The sequence below is a fragment of the Sphingomonas sp. GW821-FHT03E12 genome (genome assembly GCF_059420685.1).
This window is the reverse complement of sequence record NZ_JBWKUF010000002.1, coordinates 638,910-652,943: the sequence shown is the minus strand read 5'-3', so window position 1 is coordinate 652,943 and position 14,034 is coordinate 638,910. Positions and strand designations below refer to the sequence as shown.

The window sequence follows — 14,034 nt, the reverse complement described above, 5'->3', positions numbered from 1 at the left end:
TGCGGCCCTAGACAATTGCTGGTGGGGAAAGTGTGCCGAGCCACCCGACGAGGCCCAGAATGGCGAGCGCCGCTGCCGTTTCGACCGCAAGGCTGATCCTAAGCGCGCGCGCTGCACCGCCTGGTTCGCCATCCGCTATCGCGGCGTCGAGGACGGGGGTCAGCCAGAAGCGGTTGGCCACGGCGATCGCCAGCATCACGCCGAACAGCAGCAGCTTCAGCAGCAACAGCCAGCCGTAAAGGTCCGACACGAGCAGCGGCAGACTATCGAACCCGATCAGGATGACGCTGTTGATCACCCCGGTCACGATCAGCGTGCCGACGGCCAGCGTCCCGGCGGTCGAGAAATCGGCGAGCGCTCGCTGCGCGAGCCGCAGGGCCGGAACCTCGCGCGCGCGAACGACCAGGATCGCCAGCGCAGCCAGCGCGCCCAGCCACAGGCCGGCCGCCCACAGATGCAGCAGATCGGAACCGAGATGGAGATACCCCATCCCTCCCCCGGTTGCCCCCGCATGCCCGCCCCAGGCGAGCGTCGCGAGCGCCACGCCTGCACCCGCCACGATGCCAGCCAAGGCCGCACGCGGATGCCGCGCCATCCCTGTCGATGCACCCAGAACGACCAGCAGCGCTGCCTGGCGAACAAGGAGCGCCCAGCCCTGCGGCGTCTCGAACGCGAGGATCTCAAGCGTTTCGCGATCCACCCCGGCCAGCGGAACGCCCATCATCGACGCCGCCATGACCGCAAAACCGAGCGCCGACACCACGAGACCCGCGACGGCGAGCAGCGCCGCCGCCAGCCCGGGCCGAACGGTCTCGCGCAGTTGCGCCGCATTGCCCCGCGCCGAATAGATGCAGAACAGCGGCAATCCGAACAGCAGACCCAGATCGGCATAGAGCGCGGAGCGGACCGCTATCAATGACCAGTCCGTCTCCACCTATTTGACCGTGAAAGTGAAGCCGCCCTGAATCCGGTGGGTGTCGGCGGCCACGGCGTGCCAGGTGACGGCATAGCTGCCCGGCGCCAACGGACGCTGCAACGTCAGCACCATCGTCTTGCCGTCCCCGGCGATCGACTTCGTAAAGCCGGTGATCTCCATCGGCGGATGCTGCATGCCCGGCATGCCGGTCATCGTCACCTTCGCGCCCGACATCGGCGCCACAAGCTTCTCGCTGAATTGCATCGTGACGCTCTTGGGCGCGCGCACCGTCGCCTTGTCCGCCGGTGTCGATGAAAGCAGCTTGGGGTGCGCCACAGCCGGTAAAGCGATAAGCGACATCGCTACCGCGGCCGGGACCAACAGGATCGAGTGAACGTAACGCATCGCGGATCCTCCTCACGCAGAAACAGGGTCCGCTCAGCTTGCGCCGGTTAGCCGGAGGTTGGTGCCACTTAGGGCGAGATTTAGGGCCTTTGATCGCGAATCCGCCCGGCGGACGGATGAATATGCCGCGTGCGGCGGTCACGCCGAACACGATGGGAGTCGCCCCCAGCTTGGTGAAATAATTGACCGCCTATAGCGGCAGCCCCACATAGTTCTCCGCGATCGCCGCCTGCATCGCCGGCGAGCTGGCGACATAGTCCAGCTCGGCGGCCTGCATGCGATGCTCGAACGCACCGTCCTCGGGAAAACGGTGCATCAGCTTGGTCAGGTACCAGCTGAACCGCTCGGCTTTCCAGATGCGCGCCAAGGCCTTCGCCTGATATCCCGCAAGGCCGGCCTCATCGCGCCCCATGAAGAACGCAATCAGCGCGTCCGACAGATAGGCCACGTCCGAAGCGGCCAGGTTCAACCCCTTCGCCCCCGTCGGCGGCACGATGTGCGCCGAGTCCCCGGCAAGGAACAGCCGTCCGTGCCGCATCGTCTCGAACACGTAGCTGCGCAGCGGCGCGATCGACATCTCCAGCGCCTCGCCCCGCGTCACGCCATGCGCGCTGAGCGGATCGAACCGCGCCGCAAGCTCATCCCACAGCCGCTCCTCGCTCCAGTCCTCGATCCGATCGGTCAACGGTACCTGGATATAGTAGCGGCTGCGCGTCGCCGAGCGCATCGAGGCGAGTGCGAAGCCGGTATCGCCATTGGCGTAGATCAGCTCGTCATGACACGGCGGCACGTCGGCGAGGATGCCGAGCCAGCCGAACGGATATTCGCGCTCATACTCGCGTACCGCATGCGCCGGGATCGCCTTGCGTGAGGGTCCGTGGAACCCGTCGCAGCCTGCGATGAAGGTGCAATCGATCCGTCGCGCCTCGCCCTCCGTCATGAAAGTCACATAGGGCGCGTCACTCTCCACGGCATGGACCGCGACGTCCTTCGCCGTATAGACGATCTCAAGCCCGCGCCCGGGCGCCGCATCCATCAGGTCGCGGGTCAGCTCGGTCTGGCCATAGACGGTGACGTGCTTGCCGGTCAGCGCGGTGATGTCGATCCGGAAGAGGCGGTCGCCCGAGGCAAGGTTGAACCCCTCCTCGATCAACCCTTCCGCGTTCATTCGCGCATCGATACCGAGCCTGGTCATCAACCCGGTCGTCACCGTCTCCAGCACGCCCGCACGGATCCGCCCCAGCACATAGTCCGACGACTGGCGCTCGACGATGACGCAATCCACCCCCGCCTGCCGCAGCAAATGCCCGAGCAGCAATCCCGATGGCCCTGCCCCGATGATCGCGACCTGAGTCTTCACCGCGCTCGCTCGAGCTGCTTCTCGAGCGCGTCGAGCACCCGATAGCAGGGCATGACCTGTGCGACGCTGGCGATCGGCTCGCGCCCTTCCCGGATCGCGGCGACGAACTCGCGGTCCTGCAGCTCGATGCCGTTGCTCGACACCGCCACGCCGCTCAGATCGATCGCCTCTTCCTTGCCCGTCACCAGATCGTCGTAGCGTGCGATCCACGTGCCGTTGTCGCAGATGTAGCGGAAGAAGGTGCCAAGCGGCCCGTCATTGTTGAACGACAGGCTCAGCGTGCAGATCGCCCCGCTTTCGGCCTTCAATTGTATAGACATATCCATCGCGATGCCGAGTTCGGGATGGATCGGCCCTTCGATCGCGTTCGCCTGGACGATCGGTCCCGCCTGCCAGGCAAACAGGTCCACCGTATGCGCTGCGTGGTGCCACAGGAGGTGATCGGTCCAGCTCCGCGCCTCGCCCTTGGCATTCATGTTCTGACGGCGGAAGAAATAGGTCTGCACGTCCATCTGCTGGACGGCGAGTTCGCCCGCCGCGATCTTGCGGTGCAGATATTGGTGGCTGGGGTTGAAGCGGCGGGTGTGACCGACCATCGCGGTCAGACCGGTTTCCTGCGCCTTGGCCAGAACCGCCTCGCCATCGGCCAGGGTGTCACACAACGGAATCTCGACCTGCACATGCTTGCCCGCGTCCATGCACTGGATCGCCTGCGCCGCGTGCATCTGGGTGGGCGTGCACAGGATCACCGCGTCCAGGCCCGGCTGTTCGAGCGCTTCGGCCAGCTCGGTGGTGGCATGTGGGATACCGTATTTCGCCGCGACGACCTGGGTGGGCTCCAGCCGCCGCCCGACCACCGAAATCACCTCCACCCCGTCGATGTTCTTCAAGCCGTCGAGATGCTTTTCGCCGAATGCCCCGGCGCCTGCGAGTGCGATTTTCATGTCTTTCTCCAGTGTCGGAAGGTCATTCGGCGGCGAGCACGAACCCGCTGCCCGTCATGTCGAGTCCCTCGCCATTGTCGGGACGCAGCACCAGATGACCGATCGCGGTGTTTGAGCAGGGAACGTGATAGTGCCGGTGCAGCACCGCCGTGCGCTTGCCCAGCGCGCCGCGCATGATCAGCCACATCACCATCTCGATGCCTTCGCTGCCGGTCTCGCGCAGATATTCGATGTGCGGGATATGGCGCAGCCGGTCGCTGTCGCCGACCATCCCGTCGAGGAAGGCGTTGTCCCATTCCTTGTTGATCAGCCCGGCGCGTGGCCCCTGCAGCTGGTGGCTCATGCCACCTGTCCCCCACACCTGCACGTTGAGGTCCTCGGGAAAGCTCGCCACGGCGCGCCCGATCGCTTCACCCAGCGCCCAGCAACGATTGCCGGACGGCGGCGGATAGGTGACGACATTGACCGCCAGCGGGATCACCTTGCACGGCCATTCGGGCACGTCGCCGAACATCATCGAAAGCGGCACGGTCAGTCCGTGATCGACGTCCATCTCGTTGATGATCGTCATGTCGAACTCATCGAGGATCAGGCTCTGCGCGATATGCCAGGCGAGGTCGGGATGTCCGATCACGTCGGGCACGGTCCGTGGCCCCCAGCCCTCATCGGCGGGCTTGAAGCGCTCGCCGCAGCCAATCGCGAAGGTCGGGATGAGCTTCATGTCGAAGGCGGACGCATGGTCGTTGTAGACCAGCACGACGACGTCGGGTTTCTCGGCTCTCTCCCAGGCACGGGTCCAGTCGTATCCGGCGAAGATCGGGCCGAAATAATCGTCGCGGTCCTTGCCCGTGTCGTGCGCGACGCCGAGCAGCGGCACATGGCTGGAGGCGATACCGGCGGTGATCCGCGCCATCTCAGCGGCCCTCCTTTTGGGACCGGACACCTTCGGGCGAACGCCCACCTGCCAGCATCATCGCCTTGTAATCCTCAACCGAAACGCCGGTCATGCTGCTGACCGCCTGGACGAAGCTCAGGCCGTCGGTCGAGAATACCTTCGACAGGAAGTAGATGTTCCCGCCCAGGTCGAGCAGCCGGTTGTAGTCGCGCGCCAGAACCGCCGCCTTCTGGTCATCGCTCAACGGCCATTCTTCCAGATAGGCTCTCTCGTCCGCCTTCCAGCGTTCGCGATTCTCGGGCTTCATCAGGCTCATCGCGAACTGGTTGAGGTGATAGCCTTGCCGCGCCCGCGCCGCGGTGAACACGCGCGTGCCGGGAATATCCTCGAGCTCGGCGAGATAGGAATGGATGTCCTTGGGGCCGGTCATAGCCCCCGCGCCTTCAGCTGCGTGTCGAGCCGCGGGAACACCCGCCGGGCGTTGCCCTCGAAGATAGCGTGGCGTTCGGCGTCGGAAATATCCAGCGCATCCACATAGCGCTTGGTGTCGTCGAAATACTGCCCGGTGGTCGGATCGATCCCGCGCACCGCGCCGACCATCTCGCTCCCGAACAGGATGTTCTTGTTGGCGATCACGTCGGCCAGCAGGTCGATCCCCGGCTGGTGATAGACGCAGGTGTCGAAGAAGATGTTGTTCATCAGGTGGGTGTCGAGCGCCGGCTTTTTCAGCATATCCGCCAGCCCGCGATAGCGCCCCCAATGGTATGGCACCGCGCCGCCGCCATGCGGGATGATGAACTTCAATGTCGGAAAATCGGAAAACAGATCGCCCTCCAGCAACTGCATGAAGGCGATCGTGTCGGCCGCGATGTAATAGCCGCCAGTGGCGTGCATCGCCGGATTGCAGCTGCCCGAGACATGGATCATCGCCGGCACGTCCAGTTCCACCATCTTCTCGTAGAAGGGATACCAGTAACGGTCGGTCAGCGGCGGATGGGTGAAATGCCCGCCGCCCGGATCGGGGTTGAGGTTGCAGCCGATGAACCCCAGCTCGCTGACGCAGCGCTCCAGCTCGGCGATCGAGTTGGTCATGTCCGCCTTTGGCGATTGCGGCAGCATGCATACGCCCGCGAAGGTCTCGGGGAATAGCCCGACCACCCGCGCGATCAGGTCGTTGCAGCGCATCGCCCATTGCTGCGCGACCGCTTCGTCACCGACATGCGGCGCCATCGCCGATGCCCGGGGGCTGAAGATCGTCAGGTCCGCCCCGCGTTCGCGGATCAGGCGCAGCTGATTGGCCTCGATCGTCTCGCGGATCTCGTCGTCAGAGATATCGGGATAGGGTGGCACGGGCTCGCCTACCTTGAATGCCGCCTTCTGCGCCTCGCGCCAGGCGTCGTGCCCCTTGGGCAGCACGGTGTAATGCCCGTGGCAGTCGATGATCACGCCACACCTCTTCCATCGTTCGTCACCCCGGCCTTGTGCCGGGGTCCATCTTGCCGTGCGTGGAGGCGGCTAAGCTTCTTGCGTAACGCTCGCTGCGCGGTGGACCCCGGCACAAGGCCGGGGTGACGGGTGGGAAGCTCGACCGTCACGCTGCGCCTCCAATCGCCACCAGCTTCGCCGCCAGCCCTTCCGGCACCGCAAGCCCGAGCGCCCCAAGCTCCCGCTGCCACTCGATCGTCCCGCGCGTCATCACCGGATCGACGCCCAGCGCCTCCAATGTCTTCGCGGCCTCTTCCATCTCCGCCGCGCGCCGCGTCCCGTGCGCCAGCATCCGGTCGAGATGATAGTCGGCGCGCGCCCGCCAGCCCTGCGCCTTCGCGCTCGCATTGAGCGAGGCCAGGACCGCCTCGGTCACGCCTGCCCGGTCGGCGGCGAGGAGGCACTCGGCGGTCAGCGCCTCGATCCCCTTGACCATCACCGAACGGATCATCTTGATCGCCGATGCGTCGCCGACCTTTGGCCCGGCGATATCGATATCGGTGAAGCCGATCGCTGCCAGTGCCGCCGCGGCGTCCGCGGCATGCGGCCCGGCGACCAGCAGCGGCACGCGCATCCCGGCGGGCTGCACCGGCGCCATCACCGCGACATCGGCATAGCGCCCGCCCGCCGCCTCGATCGCTTCCGCCGCCGCGCGCTTGGTGTCCGGCGCCACGCTGTTCATGTCGATCCACAGCGCACCGGGCGCGAGCAGCGCGGCATCCTCGCGTGCAGCGATCAGCGCCTGATCGGCGGTGACCAGCGCGAGCACCACCGCTGCTCCGGCCAGCGCCTCGCGCGCCGTTTCGCAGCCGGTCACTCCGCTCGCGGCGAAGTCCGTCAGCTTGGCCTCACGCGTTACGGGATCACCGGTCTTGATATCGAAAGCGGCGTCGCCGGGCTGGGCGAAGGTCCGCGCCGCCTCTCCAAAACCGATAAAGGTAGCGGCGCGGGTCATGCCTGCCGGTTCAACTTTGTGGACGTTTCCGCCCTGTAAGTGAAATCGGGAAATGGGGTGCGACGCAACTTAGGCATGCACATGTTTCGCGTCGTGTCCATTTCCCGGGGCTAGGACCGGAGCCGGACATCGCAAAATCCAATTGCAGAACCAGCTATCGGTTTTCCGGAAGTCTGGTCTCGATCGAAGCCGCGCGCAGCAGTTCGATCAGCCGTTGCTGACGCGCGGTGGGGCGCCAGCCGCTGCGCGTGGTGATGCCGATCGTGCGCACCGTGCCGGCCAGCTCGGGGCCGATCCGCACCAGCATCCCCGCCTCGACTTCAAGCGCAACCTGGTCGGGCGAGAGCAGGGTGAGCAGGTCGCTTTTGACCAGCAGTCCGCGGATCACCATCACCGATCCGCATTCGACCGGCACCGGCGGCAGCGGCCGCCCCTCAAAAAACCCCTCCCAGTGCGCGCGGAGCGGCGTGCCCGCGGAGCCGACCACCCATTGCTGTACCGCAAGCTGATCGACCGTGACCGCACGTCCGGCAAGCGGATGGCCGGGCCGGCCGAAGATGGCCAGCCGGTCGGTGAACAAGGGTGTCTGCTCGGCTCCAGCGGGGGCTTCCGCGCGCAATGCGCCGATGGTGAGGTCGATCACACCATCGAGCAAAGGCTCGATCAGCTCGCGCCACGATCCTTCGACCACGTCGATCAGCGTTCCGGGCGCCTCGTGCAGCCAGGCGGCAAGCGCGTGCGGGAGCAACAAGGCGCGGCTGAGCGGCATGGCGCCGATCGCGATACGATCGACATCGGTGCCGTCACCGCGCGCTTCGGCGATGCCAGCGGCGATCTCGCGCGCCGCGAGGCGCACGCCGCGCGCCATGTCCCGCCCGGCCGGGGTAAGCGCGGTGCCGCGCCCGCGCCGCTCGACCAGGGTAACGCCGCAGATCTGCTCGAGGTCGCGCACGGCGCGATGGATCGCGGGTTGCGAGGCGCCGCTCACCCCTGCCGCACCGACGAAACTCTGCGCGTCACTGAAATGCAGGAAGGCGTCGAGCTGGGTCGCGGTCATCAACCATTCGGGACGGCTGAATCCACGCGCGCCCCGCCCCGGCCGCGCCGCCGCGGCCAGATAGCCGAACGCGCGCCTAGCGCGCTCGGCCAGTATAGTTCCGGCAGCGGTCGGCACAACGCCATCGGGCCGCCGGTCGAACAGCGCGACTTCGAGCTGGCGCTCAAGCTTGCCGAGCCCCTGAGTCAATGCGGGCTGCGACAGCCCCACCACCTCGGCCGCGCGGCTGAGACTCCCCTTCTCCGCAACCGCCGAAAGCGCGCGCAAATGGCGGAGATTGAGATCGAACGGCCGGATCATGAGCATAAGATATCCGGAAAACTTATATTGTCGTCCGAAATCGTATTAACGGTCCCCGCCGCATTGGCAGAGAGAGGAAGCGGACAAAACCAATGGCGCCCGCCGCTGCGAAAGAGAACAAGTCGACACGCATGCCAAACCCCAGCGAAAACCGGTCAAAGGCGAACAAGTCGATGCCCAAGTTGGTTCGCCGCGCGAATCGCGATTCCACGTTTGCCTCAGGAGATGTCCAATGAGTGGACGCGTCGTGCAGAACATCCCCCGCACCCCATTGCATGTCGTCGACGGGCTTGGAGAAGCGGGCGTCGCCACGGTGCATGAGGCGCAGGGCCGGACCGGCCTGCTCGCCCACACGATGCGCCCGATCTATTCCGGTGCACGGATCGCCGGGAACGCCGTGACCATCTCTGCCCCGCCGGGCGACAACTGGATGGTGCACGTCGCGATCGAGCAGCTGCAGGCAGGCGACATTCTCGTCCTCGCCCCGACCAGCCCGTGCGTCGACGGCTATTTCGGCGACCTGCTCGCGACCAGCGCAATGGCGCGCGGGTGCCGCGGGCTGGTGATCGATGCAGGCGTGCGCGACGTGCGCGACCTGACCCAGATGGGTTTCCCGGTCTGGTCGAAGGCGGTGTTCGCGCAAGGCACGGTCAAGAACACGCTGGGATCGGTCAATGTGCCGATCGTGTGCGCGGGCGCAGCGATCGATCCGGGCGACGTGATCGTCGCCGACGACGACGGTGTCTGCGTGGTCAAACGCGCCGACGCGGAGGGGGTTCTGGAAAGGGCCCGTGCCCGCGAGGCCACCGAGGAGAGCAAGCGCAGGCGTCTGGCCGCGGGAGAACTGGGTCTCGACATTTACGACATGCGACCGCGCCTCGCCGATATGGGTCTGAAATATGAATGACGGCATCCGCTGCATGTGGATGCGCGGAGGGACGTCCAAGGGCGGCTATTTCCTGAAGGACGATCTGCCCGCCGGCACCGCCGGGCGCGACGCGTTCCTGCTCAGGGTGATGGGATCGCCCGATCCGCGCCAGATCGACGGCATGGGCGGCGCCGACCCGCTGACCAGCAAGGTCGCGGTGGTCAACAGGTCCACGCGTGAAGGCATCGATGTCGATTACCTCTTCCTGCAGGTCTTCGTCGACCAGGCCATCGTCACCGACGCGCAGAATTGCGGCAATATCCTTGCCGGAGTCGGCCCCTTCGCGATCGAACGCGGGCTGGTGACCGCACAGGACGGCGAGACGCGCGTCGCGATCTTCATGGAGAATACCGGCCAGGTCGCCATCGCCACGGTGCAGACGCCGGGCGGCAAGATCAGCTATGCGGGTGACGCTGCGATCAGCGGCGTGCCGGGCACTGCGGCGCCCATCCCCCTCGCCTTTCGCGACACCGCAGGATCCTCATGCGGCGCACTGCTGCCGACCGGCAACGGCGTGAACGAGATCGGCGGGATCAAGGTCACGCTGATCGACAACGGCATGCCCTGTGTGGTCATCGCCGCCGCCGACATGGGCATCACCGGCTATGAGGACCGCGACACGCTCGACGCCGACACGACGATGAAGGCACGGGTCGAGGCGATCCGCCTGAAAGCCGGGCCGCTGATGAACCTCGGCGACGTCACCGGGAAATCGGTTCCCAAGATGATGCTGGTCGCAGCGCCCAAAGATGGCGGCGCGATAACCGTCCGATCGCTGATCCCGCACCGCGTCCATGCCTCGATCGGCGTGCTGGGCGCGGTGAGCGTGGCGACCGCGTGCCTGATCGAAGGATCGCCCGCCGCGACGCTCGCGCGAGTGCCGGGCGGCGCGACCAAGACGCTGGGGGTCGAACACCCCACAGGCGTCACCGAATGCGTCGTGACGGTCGATGCGGCCGGCGTCCCGGTCGAAGCCGGGATGCTGCGTACCGCGCGCAAATTGATGGACGGAGAGGTGTTCGCGTGAAGGACGAAGCGGGGCGTATCCGCAGCTGGACGCTTGAACCTTCAAAGCCCCGTTACACGCCGCCGCCGGGCGCGGTGGACGCGCATTGCCATGTGTTCGGCCCGATGGCTGATTTCCCGTTCAGCCCCAAGGCAAAGTATCTGCCGCAGGACGCCGGGCCCGACGCGCTGTTCGCGCTGCGCGAACGGCTGGGTTTTGCCCGCAACGTGATCGTGCAGGCGAGTTGCCATGGCACCGACAATCGCGCGACGCTGAACGGCATCGCGGTGTCAGGCGGTACCTGTCGCGGGGTTGCCGTGGTCGATCCGGCAATTTCCGACGACGAACTGGATGCGCTGCACGAAGGCGGCATCCGCGGGGTGCGGTTCAACTTCCTCAAGCGGCTGGTGGACGACGCGCCCAAGGACAGGTTCCTCGATATCGCACACCGCATCGCGCGGCTGGGCTGGCATGTCGTCGTCTATTTCGAGGCCGATATCCTTGAGGAGATGAAACCCTTCCTCGCCGCGATCCCCGTTCCTGTCGTCATTGACCATATGGGCCGCCCCGATGTCCGTCAGGGACCGGACGGCGCGGATATGGCCGCGTTCCGTGCGCTGCTCGACAGCCGCGACGACATCTGGACCAAGGTCACCTGTCCCGACCGGCTCGATCCCGCCGGACCGCCCTATACCGGCTTCGTCCGGAGCGTGCGGCCGCTGGTCGAGGCCTATCCCGATCGCGTGCTGTGGGGCACCGACTGGCCGCATCCGAACATGGAGAGCACACTGCCCGACGACGGCGCGCTGGTGGACGTGATCCCCGAGATCGCGCCTACCGAGGCGTTGCAGCGCAAGCTGCTCGTCGCCAATCCGATGCGGCTCTACTGGCCGGAAGAGGGTTAGGTCGCATCAACCCTTGAGGAGGTGGGTATCGCGCCCCTTTCACGCGTCACCCCGGACTTGTTCCGGGGGCCACCCAGCCCTCACCTGCCGTCCTTGAGCCTCTTGTCCGTGACTCGCCTCCCGCTGGACCCCGGCACGAGGCCGGGGTGACGGAATAGCTGAGGGGAGATGAAGCGGTTCAACCGTACGCCGTTACGGCCTACCCCCACACCTCGCGCGCCACGTCGAGCACCAGCCGCATCTTCGCCGCCTGCTGCTCCACTTCGATATCGTTGCCATGCACGGTCGAGGAGAAGCCGCATTGCGGCGACAGCGCGAGCTGATCGAGCGGCGCGAACTGCGCAGCCTCGTCGATCCGGCGCTTCACATCGTCCTTCGACTCCAGTTCGCCCAGCTTGGTGGTGACCAGGCCCAGCACCACGGTCTTGCCCTTGGGCAGGTGGCGCAGCGGTGCGAAATCGCCCGATCGCGGATCATCATATTCCAGGAAGTAGCAATCGACGTTCAGCGCGTTGAACAGCACGTCCGCGACCGGCTCATAACCGCCTTCCGCAGCCCAGGATGAACGGAAGTTGCCGCGGCACAGATGCACGCCAACCACCATGTCAGCGGGCCTGTCGCGGATCGAGTCGTTGATGATGCGCGCATAGAGGCGCGGGAGCTCGTCAGGGTCCATGCCGCGCTTCCGCGCATTCTCGCGCTGGGTCTCATCGCAAAGATAGGCGAGGTTGGTGTCGTCGAGCTGGAGGTAGCGGCATCCGGCGTCGGCGAGGCTGGCAATCTCGGCGCGATAAGCCGCAGCGAGATCGGCATAGAAATCGTCGAGATCGGGATAGGCCGTCGCATCGATCGCGTCGCGGCCACCGCGGAAATGCAGCATCGTCGGCGACGGGATCGTCACTTTCGGCGTGCGCGTGGTACAACTGGCGAGGAACGCGTAATCGGCACGCTGAATGTCCTTCGCATGACCGATCCTGCCCGTGATCTTCATCACCGGCGGCGCATATTCCAGCTCCTTGCCGCCATGTTGATGAAACCTGACCTGGGTGCCGCCGGCCTCTTCCACCCCGTCGAGCTGAAGCAGGAAATCGGTGTGGAAATAGGTGCGGCGGAACTCGCCGTCGGTGATCCCCTGAAGTCCCAGATCCTCCTGGAACTTCACCACGCCGCGAATCGCCTCATCCTCCACGGCGCGCAGCGCGGCCGCATCGATGCTGCCCGCCTTGAACGCAGCGCGGGCGTCGATCAGCGTCTTGGGACGGAGGAAACTGCCGACATGATCGGCACGGAAGGGTGGCGTCGGCATCCTGGAATCTCCTTGCGAAATTTGTAAGCATTACATACAAAATGCTGCAACGATCGATAGTGCAGCATGAGGATGAGGGCAATGACCTGGATCGCGAACCGCTGGTATGTCGCCGCGTGGGATTCGGAGGTGGACCGCACCCCGATCGCGCGCACCATCTGTGGCGAGCCGGTGATGCTCTACCGCAAGCTCGACCGCAGCATCGTCGCGATGCGCGACGCGTGTCCGCACCGGCTGCTGCCGCTGTCGATGGGGTTCAAGGAGGGCGATTCGGTGCGCTGCCGCTATCACGGGCTGCTGCTCGGCCCCGATGGCTGCGCGACCGAGATGCCGATCAAATCGGAGAAGGTACCGAAGGCGGTCTGCGCGACGCTCTATCCGGTGGCCGAGAAACACCGTTTCGTATGGGTATGGATCGGCGAGGCGGCGAAGGCCGACCCTGCCCTGATCCCCGATTTCTGGCCGTGCAGCACGCCGGGCTGGACCTTCGACGGCGGCTACAACCATATTTCCTGCGACTACCGGCTGGTCATCGACAATCTGATGGACCTCAGCCACGAAACCTGGGTGCATCAGAGCTCGATCGGTCAGCACGAGATCACCGAGGCACCGATCGAAACGGTGGTCGATGGCGAGCAGGTGTTCGTGCGGCGCTGGATGCCGGGGATCGAGCCCCCACCCTTCTGGCGCGATGCGCTGCGATCGTCCGGGCCGGTCGATCGCTGGCAGGTGTGTCACTTCCTGCCGCCGTCGTCGGTGCTGATCGACGTCGGCGTGTCCCCGGTCGCGGCGGGAGACACGATCGAAAGCCATGATTCAGGGGTGCGCGGCTTCGTCGTCGATGCCATGACTCCCGAGACCGAAACCACGACTCACTATTTCTGGGGCATGGCGCGCAATTTCGACATCGACGATGCCGGCTTCACCGCGCGCTTCAAGGCGCAGCAGGGCCAGGTGTTCGACGAGGATGTCGAGGTGCTGGAAGCGCAGCAGCGCAGCATCAGTGCCAATCCCGACATGAAATTGCGCGGCTATTCGATCGATCAGGGCAGCGTGCGCGCGCGCGCAATCATCAAGCGGCTGGCCGAGGCCGCGTTGGCCTGATGGCACAAATCGGCCGCGGCGAACTCGACCGGAATCTCGGGCTCCGGCTGCGGCGCGCGCATGGCGCGGTGCAGCGGCATTTCGGCGAGCATTTCGCGGAGCTTGGCCTGACGCAGAAGCAGGTCTCTGTCCTGTGGCTCACCGGGGATCATCCCGATCTTGCCCAGGCCGACCTTGCCGCCGCGCTCGACATGGACAGGGCGACGACGATGACTTTGGTCCATGGGCTCGAGAAACGCGGGCTGGTTTCGCGCGGCCCGTCGCACACCGACGGGCGGCGGATCGCCTTCCGGCTGACCGGCGCAGGCGAGGCGTTGCTGGCGCAGGCCAAGGCTGCGATCGCCGCGCATGAGGCGTGGCTGAAGGGGCGGTTCAGCAAGGCGGAGCTGGCGGCGCTTGAGGAAATGCTCGCGCGCATCTATCGGTGATTTTGTTTATTAATATAACAAACTCGATAACCCTGGAGGG

At 65.8% G+C, this 14,034-nt stretch carries 15 protein-coding genes; 5 read left to right on the top strand and 10 right to left on the bottom strand.

Annotation, left to right across the window (positions count from 1 at the left end):
• Positions 1-7: 7 nt before the first annotated feature.
• The 9 genes from copD to AC07TU_RS08620 form a co-directional block, all read right to left on the bottom strand.
• Positions 8-934, bottom strand: a complete 927-nt coding sequence (gene copD / locus AC07TU_RS08660; RefSeq protein ID WP_495187498.1) for a copper homeostasis membrane protein CopD — start codon at positions 932-934, stop codon at positions 8-10.
• A complete protein-coding gene (copC, locus tag AC07TU_RS08655; RefSeq protein ID WP_495187497.1) occupies positions 935-1,321 on the bottom strand; it encodes a copper homeostasis periplasmic binding protein CopC in 387 nt (128 codons plus the stop codon).
• A 190-nt stretch (positions 1,322-1,511) separates the two neighbouring features.
• Positions 1,512-2,681 carry a 4-hydroxybenzoate 3-monooxygenase gene (gene pobA / locus AC07TU_RS08650; RefSeq protein WP_495187496.1) on the bottom strand — a complete coding sequence of 390 codons (1,170 nt, stop codon included), beginning with the start codon at positions 2,679-2,681 and terminating at the stop codon, positions 1,512-1,514.
• Entirely contained in the window at positions 2,678-3,625 is a 948-nt protein-coding gene (locus tag AC07TU_RS08645; RefSeq protein WP_495187495.1) for a Gfo/Idh/MocA family oxidoreductase, read from the bottom strand. The genes pobA and AC07TU_RS08645 overlap by 4 nt, the downstream gene beginning before the upstream one ends.
• A 22-nt stretch (positions 3,626-3,647) precedes the next feature.
• Positions 3,648-4,538, bottom strand: coding sequence for a class III extradiol dioxygenase subunit beta (locus AC07TU_RS08640; protein ID WP_495187494.1), 891 nt, complete (start codon positions 4,536-4,538; stop codon positions 3,648-3,650).
• A 1-nt stretch (position 4,539) separates the two neighbouring features.
• Complete coding sequence (gene ligA, locus AC07TU_RS08635) at positions 4,540-4,950, bottom strand: protocatechuate 4,5-dioxygenase subunit alpha (RefSeq protein WP_495187493.1); 411 nt, start codon at positions 4,948-4,950, stop codon at positions 4,540-4,542.
• Positions 4,947-5,966, bottom strand: a complete 1,020-nt coding sequence (locus AC07TU_RS08630) for an amidohydrolase family protein (protein WP_495187492.1) — start codon at positions 5,964-5,966, stop codon at positions 4,947-4,949. The genes ligA and AC07TU_RS08630 overlap by 4 nt, the downstream gene beginning before the upstream one ends.
• Positions 5,967-6,111: 145 nt before the next feature.
• Positions 6,112-6,960 carry an NAD(P)-dependent oxidoreductase gene (locus AC07TU_RS08625; protein ID WP_495187491.1) on the bottom strand — a complete coding sequence of 283 codons (849 nt, stop codon included), beginning with the start codon at positions 6,958-6,960 and terminating at the stop codon, positions 6,112-6,114.
• A 154-nt stretch (positions 6,961-7,114) separates the two neighbouring features.
• A complete protein-coding gene (locus AC07TU_RS08620) occupies positions 7,115-8,317 on the bottom strand; it encodes a LysR family transcriptional regulator (RefSeq protein WP_495187490.1) in 1,203 nt (400 codons plus the stop codon).
• 232 nt (positions 8,318-8,549) lie between these two features.
• Here AC07TU_RS08620 and AC07TU_RS08615 point away from each other — a divergent pair, with 232 nt between their 5' ends.
• The 3 genes from AC07TU_RS08615 to AC07TU_RS08605 are packed head-to-tail and all read left to right on the top strand — an operon-like array spanning position 8,550 to position 11,156.
• Positions 8,550-9,224, top strand: a complete 675-nt coding sequence (locus AC07TU_RS08615; protein ID WP_495187489.1) for a 4-carboxy-4-hydroxy-2-oxoadipate aldolase/oxaloacetate decarboxylase — start codon at positions 8,550-8,552, stop codon at positions 9,222-9,224.
• Positions 9,217-10,272: a 4-oxalomesaconate tautomerase gene (locus AC07TU_RS08610; protein ID WP_495187488.1), complete on the top strand. Its 1,056-nt coding sequence runs from the start codon at positions 9,217-9,219 to the stop codon at positions 10,270-10,272. Before AC07TU_RS08615 ends, AC07TU_RS08610 begins: the two co-directional genes overlap by 8 nt.
• A complete protein-coding gene (locus AC07TU_RS08605) occupies positions 10,269-11,156 on the top strand; it encodes an amidohydrolase family protein (RefSeq protein ID WP_495187487.1) in 888 nt (295 codons plus the stop codon). Before AC07TU_RS08610 ends, AC07TU_RS08605 begins: the two co-directional genes overlap by 4 nt.
• Positions 11,157-11,355: 199 nt before the next feature.
• On the opposite strand, the gene AC07TU_RS08600 is transcribed toward AC07TU_RS08605, so the two are convergent.
• The gene (locus AC07TU_RS08600; protein ID WP_495187486.1) at positions 11,356-12,462 is read right to left on the bottom strand and encodes a 5-methyltetrahydropteroyltriglutamate--homocysteine S-methyltransferase; all 1,107 of its coding nucleotides are present in this window, start codon (positions 12,460-12,462) and stop codon (positions 11,356-11,358) included.
• Between the two features lie 81 nt (positions 12,463-12,543).
• Between AC07TU_RS08600 and AC07TU_RS08595 the strand changes: the two genes are divergently transcribed.
• Positions 12,544-13,566, top strand: a complete 1,023-nt coding sequence (locus tag AC07TU_RS08595; protein WP_495187485.1) for a Rieske 2Fe-2S domain-containing protein — start codon at positions 12,544-12,546, stop codon at positions 13,564-13,566.
• Positions 13,566-13,994, top strand: coding sequence for a Saro_0803 family transcriptional regulator (locus AC07TU_RS08590; RefSeq protein ID WP_495187484.1), 429 nt, complete (start codon positions 13,566-13,568; stop codon positions 13,992-13,994). Before AC07TU_RS08595 ends, AC07TU_RS08590 begins: the two co-directional genes overlap by 1 nt.
• Positions 13,995-14,034: the final 40 nt, after the last annotated feature.

Bases quoted from the DNA above. Each gene is read 5' to 3' on its own strand.
- AC07TU_RS08590 (WP_495187484.1), top strand. From the start codon at position 13,566: ATGGCACAAATCGGCCGCGGCGAACTCGACCGGAATCTCGGGCTCCGG.
- AC07TU_RS08640 (WP_495187494.1), bottom strand. From the start codon at position 4,538: ATGGCGCGGATCACCGCCGGTATCGCCTCCAGCCATGTGCCGCTGCTC.
- ligA (WP_495187493.1), bottom strand. From the start codon at position 4,950: ATGACCGGCCCCAAGGACATCCATTCCTATCTCGCCGAGCTCGAGGAT.
- copC (WP_495187497.1), bottom strand. From the start codon at position 1,321: ATGCGTTACGTTCACTCGATCCTGTTGGTCCCGGCCGCGGTAGCGATG.
- AC07TU_RS08600 (WP_495187486.1), bottom strand. From the start codon at position 12,462: ATGCCGACGCCACCCTTCCGTGCCGATCATGTCGGCAGTTTCCTCCGT.
- AC07TU_RS08625 (WP_495187491.1), bottom strand. From the start codon at position 6,960: ATGACCCGCGCCGCTACCTTTATCGGTTTTGGAGAGGCGGCGCGGACC.
- AC07TU_RS08610 (WP_495187488.1), top strand. From the start codon at position 9,217: ATGAATGACGGCATCCGCTGCATGTGGATGCGCGGAGGGACGTCCAAG.
- AC07TU_RS08615 (WP_495187489.1), top strand. From the start codon at position 8,550: ATGAGTGGACGCGTCGTGCAGAACATCCCCCGCACCCCATTGCATGTC.
- AC07TU_RS08595 (WP_495187485.1), top strand. From the start codon at position 12,544: ATGACCTGGATCGCGAACCGCTGGTATGTCGCCGCGTGGGATTCGGAG.
- AC07TU_RS08645 (WP_495187495.1), bottom strand. From the start codon at position 3,625: ATGAAAATCGCACTCGCAGGCGCCGGGGCATTCGGCGAAAAGCATCTC.
- AC07TU_RS08620 (WP_495187490.1), bottom strand. From the start codon at position 8,317: ATGATCCGGCCGTTCGATCTCAATCTCCGCCATTTGCGCGCGCTTTCG.